Source organism: Hasllibacter halocynthiae (genome assembly GCF_003003095.1).
GTDB classification, from domain to species: Bacteria; Pseudomonadota; Alphaproteobacteria; order Rhodobacterales; family Rhodobacteraceae; genus Hasllibacter; species Hasllibacter halocynthiae.
Genome location: NZ_PVTT01000002.1, coordinates 801198 through 817366 on the forward strand (window position 1 = coordinate 801198; position 16169 = coordinate 817366).

At 74.0% G+C, this 16169-nt stretch carries 19 protein-coding genes; 6 read left to right on the forward strand and 13 right to left on the reverse strand.

The window, feature by feature from the left end; all coding sequences use genetic code 11:
- Positions 1 to 19: 19 nt before the first annotated feature.
- From BCF33_RS10815 to BCF33_RS10855, 9 genes are all read right to left on the reverse strand, one after another.
- The gene (locus tag BCF33_RS10815) at positions 20 to 583 is read right to left on the reverse strand and encodes a NifU family protein (protein WP_106160936.1); all 564 of its coding nucleotides are present in this window, start codon (positions 581 to 583) and stop codon (positions 20 to 22) included.
- Positions 584 to 689: 106 nt separating this feature from the next.
- Entirely contained in the window at positions 690 to 1145 is a 456-nt protein-coding gene (locus tag BCF33_RS10820; protein WP_106160937.1) for a universal stress protein, read from the reverse strand.
- A gap of 53 nt (positions 1146 to 1198) precedes the next feature.
- Complete coding sequence (locus BCF33_RS10825) at positions 1199 to 2194, reverse strand: hypothetical protein (protein ID WP_106160938.1); 996 nt, start codon at positions 2192 to 2194, stop codon at positions 1199 to 1201.
- Positions 2195 to 2419: 225 nt separating this feature from the next.
- Positions 2420 to 3283, reverse strand: coding sequence for a branched-chain amino acid aminotransferase (locus BCF33_RS10830; RefSeq protein ID WP_106160939.1), 864 nt, complete (start codon positions 3281 to 3283; stop codon positions 2420 to 2422).
- A gap of 125 nt (positions 3284 to 3408) precedes the next feature.
- Complete coding sequence (locus BCF33_RS10835; protein ID WP_106160940.1) at positions 3409 to 3870, reverse strand: VOC family protein; 462 nt, start codon at positions 3868 to 3870, stop codon at positions 3409 to 3411.
- Positions 3871 to 4100: 230 nt separating this feature from the next.
- A complete protein-coding gene (locus BCF33_RS10840) occupies positions 4101 to 4781 on the reverse strand; it encodes an endonuclease III domain-containing protein (protein ID WP_106160941.1) in 681 nt (226 codons plus the stop codon).
- Positions 4782 to 5228: 447 nt separating this feature from the next.
- Entirely contained in the window at positions 5229 to 6248 is a 1020-nt protein-coding gene (locus BCF33_RS10845; protein WP_106160942.1) for an aspartate-semialdehyde dehydrogenase, read from the reverse strand.
- Between the two features lie 33 nt (positions 6249 to 6281).
- Entirely contained in the window at positions 6282 to 7463 is a 1182-nt protein-coding gene (locus tag BCF33_RS10850; protein WP_106160943.1) for an MFS transporter, read from the reverse strand.
- Positions 7464 to 7488: 25 nt separating this feature from the next.
- Entirely contained in the window at positions 7489 to 8139 is a 651-nt protein-coding gene (locus BCF33_RS10855) for a carbonic anhydrase (RefSeq protein ID WP_106160944.1), read from the reverse strand.
- 148 nt (positions 8140 to 8287) lie between these two features.
- Between BCF33_RS10855 and BCF33_RS14085 the strand changes: the two genes are divergently transcribed.
- The 3 genes from BCF33_RS14085 to BCF33_RS10870 are packed head-to-tail and all read left to right on the forward strand — an operon-like array spanning position 8288 to position 10837.
- Complete coding sequence (locus tag BCF33_RS14085; RefSeq protein WP_106160945.1) at positions 8288 to 8656, forward strand: hypothetical protein; 369 nt, start codon at positions 8288 to 8290, stop codon at positions 8654 to 8656.
- Positions 8657 to 8699: 43 nt separating this feature from the next.
- The gene (locus tag BCF33_RS10865; protein WP_106160946.1) at positions 8700 to 10073 is read left to right on the forward strand and encodes a leucyl aminopeptidase family protein; all 1374 of its coding nucleotides are present in this window, start codon (positions 8700 to 8702) and stop codon (positions 10071 to 10073) included.
- An 11-nt stretch (positions 10074 to 10084) separates the two neighbouring features.
- Positions 10085 to 10837, forward strand: a complete 753-nt coding sequence (locus tag BCF33_RS10870; RefSeq protein ID WP_106160947.1) for a C40 family peptidase — start codon at positions 10085 to 10087, stop codon at positions 10835 to 10837.
- Between the two features lie 23 nt (positions 10838 to 10860).
- On the opposite strand, the gene BCF33_RS10875 is transcribed toward BCF33_RS10870, so the two are convergent.
- The 3 genes from BCF33_RS10875 to BCF33_RS10885 all read right to left on the reverse strand — a co-directional run bounded on the left by BCF33_RS10875 (position 10861) and on the right by BCF33_RS10885 (position 12063).
- The gene (locus tag BCF33_RS10875) at positions 10861 to 11196 is read right to left on the reverse strand and encodes a DUF2794 domain-containing protein (protein WP_106160948.1); all 336 of its coding nucleotides are present in this window, start codon (positions 11194 to 11196) and stop codon (positions 10861 to 10863) included.
- A 324-nt stretch (positions 11197 to 11520) separates the two neighbouring features.
- Positions 11521 to 11790, reverse strand: coding sequence for an I78 family peptidase inhibitor (locus BCF33_RS10880; protein WP_106160949.1), 270 nt, complete (start codon positions 11788 to 11790; stop codon positions 11521 to 11523).
- Between the two features lie 3 nt (positions 11791 to 11793).
- Positions 11794 to 12063, reverse strand: coding sequence for a hypothetical protein (locus tag BCF33_RS10885; protein WP_106160950.1), 270 nt, complete (start codon positions 12061 to 12063; stop codon positions 11794 to 11796).
- Positions 12064 to 12128: 65 nt separating this feature from the next.
- Here BCF33_RS10885 and BCF33_RS10890 point away from each other — a divergent pair, with 65 nt between their 5' ends.
- Complete coding sequence (locus tag BCF33_RS10890; RefSeq protein WP_106160951.1) at positions 12129 to 13244, forward strand: S-(hydroxymethyl)glutathione dehydrogenase/class III alcohol dehydrogenase; 1116 nt, start codon at positions 12129 to 12131, stop codon at positions 13242 to 13244.
- A 3-nt stretch (positions 13245 to 13247) separates the two neighbouring features.
- Here the strand turns inward: BCF33_RS10890 and uvsE are convergent, their stop codons facing one another.
- Positions 13248 to 14267, reverse strand: coding sequence for a UV DNA damage repair endonuclease UvsE (gene uvsE, locus BCF33_RS10895; protein WP_211292381.1), 1020 nt, complete (start codon positions 14265 to 14267; stop codon positions 13248 to 13250).
- A 53-nt stretch (positions 14268 to 14320) separates the two neighbouring features.
- Here uvsE and BCF33_RS13930 point away from each other — a divergent pair, with 53 nt between their 5' ends.
- The gene (locus BCF33_RS13930; protein WP_211292382.1) at positions 14321 to 15343 is read left to right on the forward strand and encodes a single-stranded-DNA-specific exonuclease RecJ family protein; all 1023 of its coding nucleotides are present in this window, start codon (positions 14321 to 14323) and stop codon (positions 15341 to 15343) included.
- Between the two features lie 41 nt (positions 15344 to 15384).
- The gene (locus tag BCF33_RS10905; RefSeq protein WP_106160953.1) at positions 15385 to 16143 is read left to right on the forward strand and encodes an NYN domain-containing protein; all 759 of its coding nucleotides are present in this window, start codon (positions 15385 to 15387) and stop codon (positions 16141 to 16143) included.
- Positions 16144 to 16169: the final 26 nt, after the last annotated feature.

Genomic DNA, 16169 nt, shown 5'->3' on the forward strand with positions numbered 1-16169 from the left:
GGGCGCCTGGCGAGGCCGCTCAGGCCGCGACGGGGCGAACCTCGACCACCTCGGGGATGTAGTGCCGCAGGAGGTTCTCGATCCCCATCTTGAGCGTCAGGGTCGAGGAGGGGCAGCCCGCGCAGGCGCCCTGCATGTGAAGGTAGACGACGCCCCGGTCGAAGCCGTGGAAGGTGATGTCGCCGCCGTCCTGGGCCACGGCGGGGCGGACGCGGGTGTCGAGAAGCTCGGTGATCTGGCCGATGATCTCCGCGTCCTCGCCCGTGGCCTCGGCATGCCCGCCCGTGCCGGCGGAGCCGGCCTCGATGGCGGGGGCGCCGGACTGCACGTGCTCCATGATGGCGCCGAGGAGGGCGGGCTTCAGGTGGTCCCAGTCACGCCCCTCCTCCTTCGTGACGGTCACGAAATCGGTGCCGACGAAGACGCCGCTGACGCCGTCGACGGCGAACAGCCGCGCGGGGAGGGGGGCGCCCTCGGCCGCCTCGCGCGTGGGGAAGTCGGCCGTGCCGGCGTCGAGCAGGGTCTGCCCCGGCAGGAACTTCAGCGTCGCGGGGTTCGGGGTCGATTCGGTCTGGATGAACATGGGCGCGGCCCTCCTCCCCCCGATATGGGGAAGGGCGGGGCCGCGGGTCAAGAGTTTGGAACGGTTCTAAGGTGGGCGGCGGGCGCCCGCGGCGGCGGCGCGGCCTTCAGGTGATCGCCTCGAGCCGCTCCTTCGACATCCCGCCCGGGACGATCGTCACGGGCACCGCAAGGGCGCCGGCCTGCTTGATGAGGGCGGTGACCAGGGGGCCGGGGCCCTTGCGGCCCTCCGCGGCGCCGAGGACGAGGACGCCGACCTCCGGGTCGTCGCGGACCTGGGCGAGGATCTCGTCCACGGGCTCGCCCTCGCGGATCACCAGCTCGGGGTCGACGCCCTGGCGGTCGCGCATCCATTTGGCGAACACCTCGAAATGGGCGCGGATACGCTCGCGCGCCTCCTCGCGCATGACGTCGCCGACGCCGATCCAGTGACCGAACTCGTCCGGCGGCACGATGGACAGCACCTCGACCCCGCCGCCGGTGCGCGAGGCGCGCATCGCGGCGAAGCGCATCGCGTTCAGGCATTCGCGGCTGTCGTCGAGCACGACGAGGAACTTGCGCATGATGTCCGCCTCCCGCGTGGGACAGTGCCGGAGGGGGCGAGGGGCGTCCAGCGTCAGATCAGCCGGACGAGGCCCCGCAGCGCCGGCCGGGCGAGGAGGAGGCCGGCCTGCCACAGCAGCGCCGAGAGGAGGGCGAGGGCGGCCATGGCCATCGGCGCGACGCGGTTCAGCAGTCGGAGCGTGCGCGCGGTGCCGAGGGCCGCGAGGGCGGGGCGGGCGTCCTTTCCCGCCATCTCGGCCAGCCGCGCGAGGCGGGGCAGGTCCCCCGGCGTGCGCGCGCGCGAGACGAGGACCAGCGCGTCCTCGGCCCCCACCGCGTCCACAAGGCGCCGGGCGTCCGCGCCGAGGGCCGCGAGGCGGGCCGTGTCCCCCGCGCGGGCGGCGGCGGCGACCTCGTCCATGATCGCGGGGGGCAGCCGCCCCGTCCGGCGCGCCACGCGCAGGAGGGTGGCGCCGGCCTTCACGGAGGCCGACGAGCCCCCCGAGACCAGCGCCGCGACCGTCGCCCCCCCGCCGATCGCGGCCAGGGTCGCCTCGACCCCGTCGACCTCGCCGCCGCGCGCGTAGGCGAGCCCGCTCCGCCCGAGCGCGAGGGCGTCGCCCACGGGGGTCAGCTCCACGGGAAGGTTGCAGAGGAGGGTCTGGCGCAGCGAGGCGCAGGAGGCGGGGCGGGCGGCGCAGAGGAGGCAGTCCGCCGCGTCCGGCCGAAGGGCGGCGGACGCTTCCGCCGCGAGGGCGGCGGGCAGCGGCAGGGCGCGCGACCGGGCGAGGCGCTCGAGCGCGGCGAGCCGGTCGAGGTCGGAAGAACGCAGGGCGGCGCGCATTTCGCCTGCGGTCCAGTCGGGGGTCGCCCGGGCCGCGAGGGCGGCATCGAGGGCGACCTGGAACTCTGCCGTGCCGCGCTGGACGAAGGGCTGGGCGAGGGGCTGGCGCGACCAGATCGCGAGCGTGGCCAGAAGCACGACGAGGGGCGGCAGCGCCCGGGCCGCCTGCCGGAGCAGGGGACGCCACCGGCGCCTGCGCGGCCTGCGGCGCGGACCGTCCAGCATGCTGCCGGGGCGAGGGGCGGGAGCGCCGTCCCCCTTCGCGCCCGCGGGTTCGATGCGGTCCTGCCGCGCGGGCACGAGGCCCGGGATCGGCCTGGCGCCCGGCGCTGGCGCTGCGGGCCGGCCCGGCGCGCCGGTGGGCGCAATCGCAGCGGCGGGGCGGCGGGCGCGCAGGGGCCGCGGCACGCCCACGGGGCGCGAGAGGGGAGGGGCGCGGCGCACGGGCGTTCAGGCCCCCGAGAGGGCCCAGTCCCAGTAGAGCGCCCGCGCGCGCGCCGCGACGAGGCCGGGCCGATAGGCGACGTCGTCGAACGCCTCCACGGGCGTGACCTTGGAGAAGTTGCCCGTGAGGAAGACCTCGTCGGCGCCCTCGACGTCCGCGAAGGTGACGACGGCCTCGACCACCTCGGTGCCGTCCCGGCGCAGCAGGTCCATGACCCGCGCGCGCGTGATCCCCGCGAGGAAGGTGCCGTTCGGGATCGGCGTGATCGCCGTCCCGTCCTTCACGAGGAAGACGTTGGAGGTCGCGCTCTCGGCGACGTTGCCCATCGCGTCGGCGACGAGCGCGTTGCCGAACCCCTTCGAGCGCGCCTCGAGCAGCATCCGCGCGTTGTTCGGATAGAGGCAGCCGGCCTTGGCGTTCGTGACGTTGTCCGCCAGCACGGGGCGGCGGAAGCGGGTGCGGGTCAGCGTGGTCGCCGCCTGCGGGTCCGGCATCGCGATCCGTTCGAGGCAGAGGGCGAAGCCCGTGCGCCCCGGCTCGGGGTTCACGCCGAGATCGCCCCCGTCGAGCGCCCAGTACATCGGGCGGACGTAGACCGCCGCGTCCGGCCCATAGGCGGCCAGGCCCTCGCGGGCGATCCCGGCCATCTCCTCCGCGCCTATGGTGGGGGTGATCCCCAGCGCCTCGGCCGAGCGGTTGGCCCGCGCGCAGTGCGGCAGCAGGTCCGGCGTCACCCCGTCGAAATGGCGCGCGCCGTCGAAGACGGTGGTTCCCAGCCATGCGCCGTGGTCGGCGGCGCGCATCACGGCGACGTCGCCGTCGTGCCACGCGCCCTCGAAGAAGGTCCTGATCTCGGTTCCGGTCGCCATGCGCCTCCCTCCGCCCCAGCGGCCCGGCGGACGCTAGGGCGGCGCGCGGGGCTGGTCCAGCGCGTGGCGGCGCGGCGCGCGCGATGGTGGCCGGGCCGCCCCGGGGGAGGCGATCCCTTTCCCCGTCAGCCGCCTTCCGCGAGGAGGGCGGCGAGGTCGAGGGGCTCGGTCGTCATCGCGAGCGAGCCGTCGGGGCAGCGGGGCCATTCGGCCCGCGGCCGGTCGCGGCAGAGCTCGACCCCGTTGCCGTCAGGGTCGCTCAGGTAGACCGCCTCGGAGACGCCGTGATCCGAGGCGCCGGCGAGGGGATGGCCCGCCGCCGTCACCGCGCGGACCGCGCGGGCGAGCGCGGGCCGATCCTCGAAGAGGAAGGCGGCGTGGAACAGGCCGGGATGATGCTCGGGCGCGGGGGCGGCCCCCTTGGAGCGCCAGGTGTTGAGGCCGAGGTGGTGGTGGTAGCCGCCCCAGGAGAGGAAGGCGGCCTCCGCGCCGTATCTCGCCTGCACGGAGAGGCCGAGCAGCCCGTAGAAGGCGATCGCGCGATCGAGGTCGGAGACTTTCAGGTGGACGTGGCCGATGGCGGGCATGGGCGGGCCCTCCCTTCGCGGCCGTGCCTAGCGGCCCGGTGAATGCGGGAGTAGCGCGATGCGCGCACCATGGGCGTGCCGTGGCGCACGAAGGGCGGAGCGGGCCCCGGCGGGACGTGCCGCGGCCGGCCCCGGCGGCCGGGGAAAGGCGGGGAGGACCGGGACCGTCCGGGCGGCCCCCTGGGGAACGACGGGGGCCGGCACGCGTGGGCCTTCCTAGAGGCGATTCGTCACGGGTTCGTGACGGCCCCTCGGGAGAGGTCGGGGCGCACCGCGCCGGCCTGGAACGCCTCGCAGAGATCGGGGACGGGACAACGCTCGCACAGGGGCCTGCGGGCGCGGCAGACCTGCTTGCCGAACGCGAGGAGGAGCTTGTGGCCCACCATCCGCCAGGCGTCGGGCAGGCGTTCCTCGAGCGACCTGGCGGTCTGCGCCTCGGTCCGGCCCTCGGCCAGCCCGGTGCGGTTGCAGACGCGGTGGACATGGGTGTCGACGGCGACCACGGCCTCGCCGAAGGTGAAGTGCAGCACGATGTCGGCGCATTTGCGGCCCACCCCGGGCAGGGCCATCAGCCCCTCGCGCGTGGCGGGGACGCGGCCGCCCAGCTCGCCCACGAGGAAGGCGCACATCTTCCGCAGGTTGCGGGTCTTCACGTTGTAGAGGCCGCAGGGACGGATCGCCTCGGCGATGACCCCGTCCGGCAGCGCGAGGATGCCTTCGGGCGTGTCCGCGAGGGCGAAGAGCGCCTTCGAGGCGTGGGCGGTGTTCCGATCGAGGGACTGGGCCGAGAGCATGCAGGATACGACGGAGCGGAACGGATCCTTGCCGCGCTTCACCGCCGGGGCCTTCACGTCCGGCAGGCGGCCGCGGATGCGGGCGAGGAGGGTCTCGATCTCGGCGGGGTCCAGCATCGGAGGGCAGCTAGGGCGGCGGGCCCGTCCGGCTAGGAGACCCGGTCGCGGCAGAGCCCCCCCCTCGCGAACGCCGGCGTCCCGGCGCAGGGTCGGTGGACCCAGCCGGGGACGCGTTGGCAGCTTTCCCGCTGCCCTATGCGTTCCGGGTGGGTCGCCTCTTGTCCCGCCCGTATGTCGATCGGCCCGTGCGATGGGCGATCGGAGTGTCGATCGGCCTATCGGCCTGACCGGCCTGTCTCGCTTCGTCGGGGGTCTCCCCCCGCTGTCCGTCCCCCGGGGCTCGGACGCCCTGCCGTTCGATGCGGCGTGGTGGGCGCGAGCCGGTCGTCGGCCGTCCGTTGCATGCAGGAGAGGTTCTAGCGGCCAGAGGTTAACGAGGCGTGAGGGCTGCGCGCGGCGCAACGCCCGGCGCGCAACGGGGGGGGCGGGGGGCGGGGGCGGGGATCAGCCCTTCTTCAGGACCTCCCGCCCCAGGAGCTCGGCGATCTGCACCGCGTTCAGCGCCGCGCCCTTGCGAAGGTTGTCGGAGACGCACCAGAGGTTCAGCCCGTTCTCGACCGTGGGGTCGGTGCGGATGCGCGAGACGAAGGTGGCGTAGTCGCCCACGCAGTCGAGCGGGGTCGCGTAGCCGTGGTCCTCGTGCTTGTCGATCACCATGACGCCGGGCGCCTCGCGCAGGATGTCGCGGGCCTCGTCCTCGTCGAGCGGGTCCTCGAACTCGAGGTTGATGGCCTCCGAGTGGCCGACGAAGACGGGCACGCGCACGCAGGTCGCGGTCACCTTGATCGCCTTGTCGACGATCTTCTTGGTCTCGGCGACCATCTTCCACTCCTCCTTGGTGGAGCCGTCCTCGAGGAAGGCGTCGATGTGCGGGATCACGTTGAAGGCGAGCTGGGTCTGGAAGACCTTGGGCTTCACCTCCGAGGTGGGGTTGTAGACCGCCTTGGTCTGGTCCCAGAGCTCGTCCATCCCGGCCGAGCCGGCGCCCGAGGCGGACTGGTAGGTCGAGACGACGACGCGCCTGATCCTCGCGCGGTCGTGGAGTGGCTTGAGCGCCACCACCATCTGCGCGGTCGAGCAGTTGGGGTTCGCCACGATGCCCTTCGTGATCTCGTGGATGGCGCCGGGGTTCACCTCGGGCACGATCAGGGGCACGCCCGGGTCGTAGCGGTAGAGGCTGCTGTTGTCGATCACGGTGCAGCCCGCCTTGGCGGCCCGGGGCGCGTGCTCCTTCGAGCCGTCCGAGCCCACGGCGAAGAGGGCGACGTCCCAGCCGGCGAAGTCGAACCGCGCGAGATCCTGGCATCTGAGCGTGCGGTCGCCGAACGAGACCTCCGTCCCGATGGAGCGGCGCGAGGCCAGGGCGGCGATCTCGTCCACGGGGAAATGGCGCTCGGCCAGGATGTTCAGCATCTCGCGGCCCACCGCGCCGGTGGCGCCCGCGACGACGACCTTGTAGCCCATCGTCCTTCTCTCCTGCTTTGAGGCCCGGCGCCCCTACTCCGCGGGGGCGGGCTTGGCCAGTGGCGCCTCGCGCGCGAGGAGGTAGGCCGCGCAGCCCGCCAGGAGCGCGAGGCCGAAGAAGGCGAGGAGCGGCGCGTAGCCCCCGGGCGCCCCGCCCGCGGCGCGGAACACGGGGCCCGAGGCGGCCTGCATCGCGCCCGCCCCGCCGATGGAGAAGAGGTTCATCAAGGTCACGCCACGCCCCGTCAGGTGCGCGGGCATGAAGGCGCGCCCATGGGCCATCATCACCGGATAGGACCCGCCCGCGAGGCCGATGAGCGCGAAGCACGCGACGGCGGCGGCGGCGGGCATGTGGACGAAGGCCGCCAGGAGGAGGCAGGTCGCGGCGCCGGCGAGGTTGCCCGCGAGCAGGAGGGGCTTGCGGCGCCGCGCGAGGCGCTCGAGCGGGCCGTAGAGCAGCGAGCCCGCGATCATCGCGATCGCCATGGCCAGGGTCGCCGCGCCCACGGTCGCGGGGCCGTGGAGGTCGGTCATGAACGGGCCGATCCAGAGGCCGCGCAGCCCGGCGGCGGGGGCGTAGTTCACCGCCATCAGGAGGAGGATCGGCCAGAGCGCGGGCGTCCGCAGCAGGTCGAGCACCGAGCCGCGCCCTCCCCCGTCGGCCGGCGCGGGGTCGCGGACAGTCAGCGCGATGGCCCCGGCGATCAGTGCGAAGGCCGCCGCGAGCGCCCAGAGGAGGCCGCGCCAGCCCAGCGCCTCGATCCCCCAGAGGGTCGGGGCGGCCGCAAGGAGGTTGCCGAGCGAGCCCAGGCCGATGATCGCCCCGCCCAGCGTGGCGAAGAGGGCGGGCGGGAAGTCGCGGGCGAGGATGTAGTAGGCCGCCATCAGGACGGGCGCGCAGCCGGCCCCGATCAGGCCCATGGCGAGCATGACCTGCCAGGGCGCGGCGGCCACCGCGAAGAGGGCCGCGCCCCCCGCGCCGCCCAGGAGGTGCAGGGCGGCCGCCGTGCGGCGGGGGCCGGCGCGGTCGAGCGCGGCGCCGATGGGAAGCTGCATGAGGGCGAAGGCCGCGAACCAGAAGCCCGAGGCCAGCGCGAGGTCGTCTGCGGTCGCGCCGACGGCGTCCTCCAGCGTCGGGGCGAGGACCGCGAGGAAGGCGCGGGTGTACTGCGACAGGAGGTAGGCCGCGATCAGCGCGGCGAAGCCCGCGCGCATCAGGCGGCGCCGGAGGGCGGGACGCTCACACCTCCTCCCAGATGCCGGCCTGGCCGTGATACTCCATCAGGGTGCCTTCGGCGATGTCGGTCCACAGCCCGTGCAGGAGCAGGTCGCCCGAGGCGCGCCGCTCGCGCACGAAGGGGAAGGTGGCGAGGTTGTTGATCGAGGTGAGCACGCCCTCCAGCTCCAGCGCCTTGAGGCGGGCCTCGTGGCCCTGGACCTTCGCGATCCGCTCGTAGCCGGGGCGCAGGATCTCCATCCAGCGGCCGACGAAGGAGGATTCCTCCAAGAGCTCGGGCGCGGTGCCGGCGCACATGTCGAGGCAGCCCGCGACGCCGCCGCAGCGCGAGTGGCCGAGCACGATGATGTTCGTCACCTTCAGCGCCGTCACCGCGTACTCGACCGCGGCGGAGGTGCCGTGGAGGTCGCCGTCCGGCCGGTGGGGCGGGACCAGCGCCGCGATGTTGCGGTGGATGAAGAACTCGCCCGATTCGGCGCCGAAGATCGACGTGACGTGCACGCGGCTGTCGCAGCAGGAGATGACCATCACCCGCGGACGCTGCCCCTCGTCCGCGAGGCGGCGGTACCAGGTGTGGTTGTCGGCGAAGGTCGTCGCCTTCCAGCCGTGGTAGCGCTGCGCCAGGGTCGGCGGCAGCGGGCGCGCCTCGTTCATCCTGTGTCCTCCCCGGGGCGGGTTAGCGGGCATTCGCCGCGGTTTCGAGGGAGAACGGCGCCGGGGCTTCATCCTTCCGAAACGCCCGCCATGCGATGGCCCGGCCCCGGGGGTGCGGGACCGGAGGCGCAGGACGGGGGGCGGGCCGATGGCGCCGGACATGGATGGGGCGATGCGGACGCGCGAGCGGGTGGGCTTCGATCCCGCCCGGCTGGGACGCCTCTACGACGAGCTGGGCCGCGAGGGGGCCGAAAGGGCCGTCGCCGGCGCGCTGGAGGTCCTTCGCGCGCGGCTGGCGCGGATCGGCGACATCCCCCCGGAGGAGGACGAGGCGCTCGCCCGGGCGGCGCGCGGCATGGTCGGCGTCGCCGAGGAGGCGGGGCTGAGCACGCTCGCCCGTGTGGCGGGGGATCTGTCCGGCGCGGCGCGGCGGCGGGACCGGAGGGCGGCGGCCGCGATCCGCGCGCGCCTGGAGCGGGTCGGCGAGCTCTGCCTGCGGGCCTACGGGGCCGGATGACCGCGCCTTGCGGGGGCGTGCGGCGCCGCTAGGGTGCGGCGCCATGACCGCACGCTTTGCCGAATCGGGGGGCGGGGCCCGTCCCCTCCACGTGGTGACGCCCGAGGGGCTGCCCGCCTTCCTGACGCTGCTCGACCCGCCGGCGAGGGCCTTCGCCGAGGGCGCGGAGTTCGCCGCCGGTCCGGGCGAGGTGCTGCTGCTGCCGGATGCCTCGGGCGCGGTGGCGGCGGCGGCCGTGGGCCTCGGGGGGGCGGAGGCGCGCGCGCGCCGGCGCTTCACCGCGGCCGCCGCGCTCGCCCGCCTGCCCGAAGGGGTCTGGCAGATCGCCTCCGGCCTCGACCCGGAGGACGCCGCCGAGGCCGCGCTGGGCATGCTGATGGCCGCCCGCCGCTTCGACCGATACGCGGACGCCGCCGCGCCGAAGGCCCGGATCGCCCGCCCCGAGGGCGTCGACGCCGCCCGGATCGAGGCCGTCGCCGCGGGCGAGGCGCTGATCCGCGACCTGATCGACACGCCCGCCATGGACATGGGCCCCGCCGACCTGGAGGCCGCGGCGCGGGCGGTGGCCGAGGGGTTCGGCGCGACCGTCGAGGTCACGTCGGGCGCCGCGCTGGAGGAGGGGTTCCCCCTGATCCATGCGGTCGGGATGGCCGCCGGGCCGGGCCGCGGGCCGCGGCTGATCGACATGGCCTGGGGCGACGGCCCCGCGCTGACGCTGGTGGGCAAGGGGGTCTGCTTCGACACGGGCGGGCTGAACCTGAAGTCGGGCGCCTCCATGGGCCTGATGAAGAAGGACATGGGCGGCGCGGCGCACGTCCTGGGGCTGGCCCGCACGATCATGGCGCTGGAGCTGCCCCTGAAGCTGCGGGTGCTGATCCCGGCCGTGGAGAACGCGGTCTCGGGCCCCGCCTTCCGGCCGGGGGACATCCTGCGCTCGCGCAAGGGGCCGAGCGTCGAGGTGAACAACACGGACGCGGAGGGCCGGCTGGTGCTGGCCGACGCCCTCGCCCTCGCGGCGGAGGGGGAGCCGGGGCTGACGGTCTCCTTCGCGACGCTGACGGGCGCGGCGCGGGTCGCGGTGGGACCGGACATCGCGCCCTTCTTCACCGGCGAGGAGGGGCTGGCCCGCGCGCTGCCCGAGGCGGCCGCGAAGGTCCGCGACCCGGTCTGGCGGATGCCCTTCCACGAGCCCTACGAGACGCTGATCGAGCCGGGCATCGCCGACCTCGACAACGCGCCGAAGGGCGGCTTCGCCGGGGCGATCACCGCGGCCCTCTTCCTGCGCCGCTTCGCGCCGCCGCGCTACGCCCATCTCGACGTCTACGGCTGGAACCCCACCGCCGCGCCGGCGCGGCCCAAGGGCGGCGCCGGATCGGGCTGGCGGGCGCTCCTCGACTGCCTGCCGGGCGTGCTGTGACGGGCCGGGCCATGCGCGTGGGCAAGGGGGTCGTCGACCTGCGGGAGGCCCCCCGCGGCACGCGCGAGCGGCAGCTGCGCTTCGGCGAGGCGGTCGAGGTGCTGGCCCGGGACGACATCTGGGCGCAGGTGCTCTGCCGGAGGATCGGGAGCCCCGGCTGGACGGAGTGGGGCGCGCTGGCCGAACCCCTGGAGCCGACGCACCGGATCGGCGCGCGAGCCTCGCACCTCTATTCGGGACCGCGCGCGCAGGCGCCCGAGCGCGACGCGCTGCCCTGCGGGGCGCTGATCCGCGTGACCGGATGGGCGGGGGCCTGGGCTGAGACGCCGGACGGCTTCGTTCCGGCGCCGCACGTCGCGACGCCCGCGCCGGAGGACGACCCCGTCGCCGTGGCGCGGCGGCTTCTCGGGACCCCCTATCTCTGGGGAGGGGACGGGCCGGCGGGGATCGATTGCTCGGGCCTCGTGCAGCTGGCCTGGATGACGTGCGGACGCGGGATCCCGGTCGATTCGGGCCCGCAGCGCGAGGCGCTGTCGGTGCGCGGGGACCTGCCGGACCGGATCGCCGCGGGCGATCTGATCTTCTGGGCGGGGCATGTCGCCATGGCCACCGGCCCCGACGAGATCATCCATGCGAACGGGCACCACATGGCCGTCGAGCGGGAATCCCTGCGGGACGCGGTGGCGCGGATCGCAGCGTCCGAGGGGCCGACGGGCGGCGGGCCGGTGAACGGCTTCGCCCCGTGGGGCGGGAGGGCGGGCTGAAGCCCGCCCCGTTCGGCCCGGCCCTACTCGATCGCGCGGATGAGCTTGCGCTCGAGGACGCGCAGCACCGTCCTCAGGTCGTCGCCCCGGCGCAGCACCTGCCCGTCCTGCGCGATCACCGCGTATTGCTGGCGCTTGGCGCGCAGCTTCGGGCGCTTCTCGATCCGGTAGAGCGGGCGCTCGGCGGTGCGCTGGAAGACCGCGAACACCGCGACGTCCCTCAGCGCCGAGATGCCGTAGTCGCGCCACTCGCCGGCCGCGACGAAGCGGCCGTAGAGGCCGAGGATCGCGCCGAGCTCGTGCCGGTCGAAATGGACCTGCGCGGAGGTCTGCGGGAAGGGTATGGGCTGCACGGTCATGCCGGGAGAGGCTGGGTCCCCCTCTGCACGAAATCAACCCCGCCCAGACTTCGCCGCGACAAATCCCCCTGGGCGCCGCCGGTCCACCCTTTCCTCGCCGCCGCCGGACGTCATGCGGGAGTGGCGGTGCCGGAAGGCGCCCGCCCCGGGGTCGCGGCCTCATGCCCCCCATAGAGGTCGCGGCTGCGGGGCGCACATCCGGGCCGGCCGCCCCCTCGGGGCGGCCGGCCCGGTTCCCTCCGCAGCACCCGACATGTCCTCCAGGGCCCGCCTCGCAGCCGCCGAGGCGCGCCGTCGAAGGGCGCCATGCACTGGGCGCGGGGTTCAGCCGCAGGTCACGCGGACCACGACGTCGTTCTCGTCGAGCTGGAAGTTGATGCGCTCGACGCGGTAGTCCTGCGTCACCGCATCGCCGGGGCGGATGATCCTGTCATCCAGATCGGCCGGCAGCGACAGCGCCGCCAGCGGCGTCCCGACCGCGGCTTGGTAGCGCGAGGCGCCGCAGGCGTCGGCGTCCGGCTCGGCGAGGACGGGGGGGCTCTCCGCTCCGCAGGCGGCGAGGGCGAGGATGGCGAGGGGCAGCAGGCGCGTCATGGCTTAGGTCCTTCTTCCGCAGGTGATCCCGATGATGAGGCCGCTCTCGGTCGTCCTCAGGCCGACCCGGCCGCTCCGGAAGCTCCTGGCGGCGTCCACGCCCGCGCGCAGCACGAAGAGGCGCGGGTCGCGGTCCAGGAGGGCCCGGGTGGCGACCTGCCCGATCAGGTCGCCGTAGCTCGGCAGGTCGCAGGAGGGGATCGGCCCGTCGGCCTCGGGCTGTGGGGCGGCGCAGGCCGTCAGCAGGAGCAGGGCCGGGATCATCCATCTCATCGTCGCATCCTTCCTTGCGCCCCGATCGGGCTTACCCCAACCCTATTCCGAAAAGGAGGAATGTCATGCGAACACGTGCCGCCGTCGCCGTCCGGGCGGGCGCCCCGCTGGAGCTGATGGACGTGGAGATCGGCGGCCCCCGCGCCGGCGAGGTGATGGTCGAGCTGAAGGCCACGGGCATCTGCCACACGGACGAGTTCACGCTGTCCGGCGCCGACCCGGAAGGCCTGTTCCCCGCCATCCTGGGCCACGAGGGCGCGGGCGTGGTGGTCGAGCTCGGCGAGGGTGTGACCTCGCTCGCGGCGGGGGATCACGTCATCCCGCTCTACACGCCCGAGTGCCGGCAGTGCGAGTACTGCCTCCACCCCAAAACCAACCTCTGCCAGTCGATCCGCGAGACGCAGGGCAGGGGCGTGATGCCGGACGGGACCTCCCGGTTCAGCACCTTGGATGGCGATCCGATCCTTCATTACATGGGTTGCTCGACCTTCGCGCGGCACACGGTCCTGCCGGAGATCGCCTTGGCGAAGATCCGGCCCGACGCGCCCTTCGCGTCGGTCTGCTACATCGGCTGCGGCGTGACCACGGGCATCGGCGCCGTCATCAACACCGCGAAGGTCGAGATCGGATCGCGCGCGGTGGTGTTCGGCCTGGGCGGGATCGGGCTGAACGTGATCCAGGGGCTGCGGCTGGCGGGCGCGGACCAGATCGTGGGCGTCGACCTGAACGAGGACAAGCGCGCCATGGCCGAGCGGTTCGGCATGACCGACTTCGTGAACCCTTCGGAGGTGGATGGCGACCTCGTGCCCTACCTCGTCAACCTGACGAAGGGCGGCGCGGACTACACCTTCGACGCGACCGGCAACGTCGAGGTCATGCGGGCGGCGCTGGAATGCGCGCACAAGGGCTGGGGCGAGTCCATCGTCATCGGCGTCGCGCCCGCGGGGGCGGAGATCAGCACCCGGCCCTTCCAGCTGGTCACGGGGCGGTCCTGGCGCGGCACGGCCTTCGGCGGCGCGCGGGGCCGGACGGACGTGCCGCGGATCGTGGACTGGTATATGGACGGCAAGATCGAGATCGACCCGATGATCACCCACACGCTGAGGCACGAGGACATCAACGAGGGCTTCGACCTGCTGCGCGCGGGGAAGAGCATCCGCAGCGTGGTGGTGTACGACTAGCGGCTACTCGGCCGCCTCGCTCGCGCCCTCGACGCCGAAGCGCGCCGCCACGTCCGGGGCGTAGCGGGCGAGGTCGGCGCGCAGGCGCTCCAGCGCGAGGTCCTTCTGCTTGGCCTCGATCATCACGTCGAAGACGAGGCCCTCGGCGTCGCGCAGGAAGCGGATGAACTCGAACGGCTGGACGTAGTCGGCATGGCCCGTCCAGATCGGCGGCGCCGGGACCAGCTTCGGCTTGCCGGTCTTGCGGTCCTTCCGCTCGAGCATCCGGGTCTCCGTCCGGGGCGAGGAGAAGTGCATCTTCGGGCGCACCCCGTCGGGCCATGTGGCGAGGCAGGCGGCGAAGGCGGAGACCAGCTCCTCCTCCGGCTCGTGGAGGCACCACCAGTGCTGGTGGTCGAAGACGAGGGGCACGCCCGTCCGCTCGTGGATCCAGAGCGTGTCGGTGGCCGAGAAGCGGATGTCGTCGTTCTCCAGCACCAGGCGGCGCCGGACGGGTTCGGGCAGGCGGTCCCAGGTGGCCGCCCAGCGGGCGCGGGACGCCTCGCGATCCCCGTAGGTGCCGCCTACGTGGATCACGATCACCGCCTCCGGCCCGAGGCCCATCAGGTCGAGGATGCGCGCCGAGGAGGCGAGGTCGTTCACCGACTTCTCCAGCACGGCCTCGTCGGGCGTGTTCAGGAGGATGAACTGCGGGGGGTGGAAGGAGAGGCGGACGTCGAGCCGCTCCGCCTTGGCGCCGATGGCGGCGAGCTCCCCGGCGCTATCCTCCACCATGCCGTGGAACTGGGGCATGTCGGGATGGGTCGCGTAGGGCGCGAGGTCCGAGGACATGCGGTACATGCGGATGCCGCGCGCCGCGCAGTGATCGAGGATCGCGTCGAGGTACTCCAGCGAGACCTTCAGGTGCGGGGCGTTCTTCCATCGGCGGCTGTCGTTTGACTTGAGGTCCGGCCGGGCGAGGACCTTGACCGGGAAGCCGAGGCGTTGGGGATCGTGGGCGTGCATGAGGGTGCAACGATCCATCCGGGGGGTGATGTTCCGGAACGCGGGCGACGGGCGGGGGTTGGACCCGGGCCATGATCACCCATCCCGACTTCGCCGCGCGGGCCGCCCGGACCTTCGGGGATTTCCTGGAAGGCGGCGCGCCCTCGCTGATCCTGTCGCATGACGACGCGGACGGCCTTTCCTCCGCCGCGTTGCTGGGGCGGGGAACGGGGGCGCCGGTCCGGCTGGTGGGGCGGGGGCTGAACGCCTGGACCGACCCCGTGGCGGAGGAGGTGGCCGGCGAGGCGCTGGTGGTCGCCGACCTAGGGATGCGGGACCGGATGCTGGGCCGGCGTCTGTGCGTGATCGACCATCACGTTCCCGCCGGCCGGCCCGAGGGGGCGGCGATGATCCACGGCGAGGGGCTGGACCCGGTCCCCTCCGCCTCGCTCCTGGCGTGGTGGGCGCTGGGCGCGCCGGAGGATCGGCTGTGGCTCGCCGCGCTGGGATGCATGGGCGACTACGGCGACAAGGGCGGGCACGCGGAGGTGGCGCCGGCCAAGAAGCGCTACGGCGCCGGCAAGCTGCGCGAGCTGACGAGCTTGGTCAACGCGCCGCGCCGGTCGGCGGCGGGCGACGGCGCCCCTGCGCTGGCGCTGCTGGCCGCGGCCGAGGATCCGGCGGACGCGCTGTCGGGCCGGCATCCAGGCCTCGCCGAGTGCGAGGGCGCGCGAGAGGAGGTGAAGGCCGCCGCCGCCGAGGCCCGGCGCGCGCCGCCGCGCTTCGGGGCGCGCTACGGCGGCGACCTCGCGGTGGTGCGGATCGACACGCCCTGCCAGGTGCACCCGCTGACCGCGCAGTCCTGGGTGGGGCGGCTGCGCGGCGCGACGGTCCTTTGCGCCAACTTCGGCTTCCTGCCAGGCATGGTCTCATTCTCCGGGCGGGCGCCGGAGGGGGGCGACATCCCGGCGCTGCTGGCCCGGCACCGGCCGGAAGGGGCGGACCCCGCGCTCTACGGCAACGGGCACCGGCGGGCGGCGGGGGGCACGCTGCCCCGTGCGGCGTGGAACGCGCTGATGGGCGACCTCGGCTTCGGGCCGGAGCTGCGCGCCTGAGGGCGGTTCCCCCCGGACGCGGCGCGGCGTAAGCCCGCGGCATGGCAGATCAGAAACGACCCCTCCTCGCCGTCCTCATCGACGCGGACAACACCTCGCCCAAGCACGCGGGGGCCATCTTCGAGGAGATCGCCGCCATCGGCGAGGCGAGCGTGCGCCGATGCTACGGCGACTTCTCCTCCAGCCAGATGGCGGGGTGGAACAAGGTGCAGGCCGAGTACGGCCTCGTCCCGCATCACAGCCCGGCCAACACGGTCGGCAAGAACGCCTCCGACATCTCGCTCGTGATCGACGCGATGGACATCCTGCACACGGGGCGCTTCGACGGCTTCGTGCTGGTGAGCAGCGACAGCGACTTCACGCGCCTCGCCTCCCGGGTGCGCGAGCAGGGGCTGGACGTCTACGGGATCGGTCAGAAGAAGACGCCCGAGGCGTTCCGCAAGGCCTGCAAGCGGTTCATCTTCATCGAGAACCTCGACGGCGTGACCCTGGGGGGCGGCGGGCGGCCGCGTGGGGCGAGGAAGGTCGAGGCCAAGGAGGAGGCGCCCGAGATCGTGGAGCCGATCAAGGGCGACCTCAACGAGGCGCGCGACGCGATCCTCAAGGCGATGGACGCGATCGACCAGGACGACGAGTGGTACGCGCTGGGTCCCCTCGGGCAGTTCCTGACCGCCTCGAACCCCGATTTCGACACCCGGACCTATGGCAAGAAGAAGCTCTCGGACCTCGTGCAGGACATCAAGGTGTTCGAGACGCGCCGGGGCTCGTCGAACCAGCTCCTCGTGCGGCGGATCGACTAGCGGCGCCCCCGAGGGGACGCCGCCGG